Below are 318 nucleotides of genomic sequence, written 5' to 3'. Positions count from 1 at the left end.
ATATGAACTTATTTAAAGAAGAAGTTCTTAAAACTTCTTCTTTCTTACATCTTCTAAAATATCATTAGCGATATTATTAACACTTTGGGTAATGGCATTAGTATCATTAGCTACTGCTACATTATCATGGGTTACTGCTTCAAGTTGAGCTACTGCTTCATTAATCTGTCCTACACCCATAGCTTGTTCTTTAATAGATTCATTCATATCATTAATGCCTTGCACTAAAACATTAACATTAGCTTCTATTTCATTTAATGATTTACCAGTTCTCTCTGCTAGTTTTCTAACTTCATCAGCTACTACTGCAAATCCTCT

The 318-nt window shown here is 31.4% G+C and carries 1 protein-coding gene; it reads right to left on the bottom strand.

What is annotated here, in order from left to right; all coding sequences use genetic code 11:
- Positions 1 to 27: 27 nt before the first annotated feature.
- Positions 28 to 318: methyl-accepting chemotaxis protein (locus tag B6S12_RS10930; protein WP_245892681.1), on the bottom strand; the 291-nt coding region annotated here is incomplete at its 5' end.

The organism is Helicobacter valdiviensis (assembly GCF_003245365.1).
GTDB classification, from domain to species: Bacteria; Campylobacterota; Campylobacteria; order Campylobacterales; family Helicobacteraceae; genus Helicobacter_D; species Helicobacter_D valdiviensis.
Note: the sequence above shows the minus strand (reverse complement) of the source record. Positions and strands in the feature narration are given on the sequence as shown.